This is a genomic window from Mesorhizobium sp. M8A.F.Ca.ET.161.01.1.1, from assembly GCF_004792105.1.
In the GTDB taxonomy this organism is placed as follows: domain Bacteria; phylum Pseudomonadota; class Alphaproteobacteria; order Rhizobiales; family Rhizobiaceae; genus Mesorhizobium.
Map to the genome: position 1 here is coordinate 1 of NZ_SRTD01000093.1, position 423 is coordinate 423.

A 423-nucleotide genomic window follows, 5' to 3' on the forward strand; every position below is an offset into this window, starting at 1 on the left:
GGGAGGGCGAAATGTTGCTCACACCGCGTCAGGATGAAATCGTCGCGCTGGCGAAAGCGAACGGGCGAGTGCTGGTCGACGAGCTGGCATCGAGGGTTTCCGTCAACACTTAGACGATCCGCAAGGACCTGAACGACCTCTGCGATACCCGTGTTCTGACCCGCATCCACGGCGGCGCGCTTTTTCCAAGCGGCAATGAAAATGTCAAATACGAGGCTCGGCGGGCGATTGCTTCCGTGGAGAAGCAGGCGATCGGAGCCGCTGCCGCCGCTCTCATTCCCAACAATTCGTCGCTTTTCATCAACATCGGCACGACCACGGAGGCGGTGGGCGAAGCGCTGGCGGATCATCACGAACTGATGGTCATCACGAATAATATAAATGTTGCCAACAGGTTACGTGTTTTCCCGGGTATTGAGGTGG

1 pseudogene is annotated in these 423 nt (G+C 57.4%); it reads left to right on the forward strand.

What is annotated here, in order from left to right:
* Positions 1–11: 11 nt before the first annotated feature.
* A pseudogene (locus tag EN804_RS34775) lies at positions 12–423 on the forward strand (DeoR/GlpR family DNA-binding transcription regulator); the annotation flags it as partial.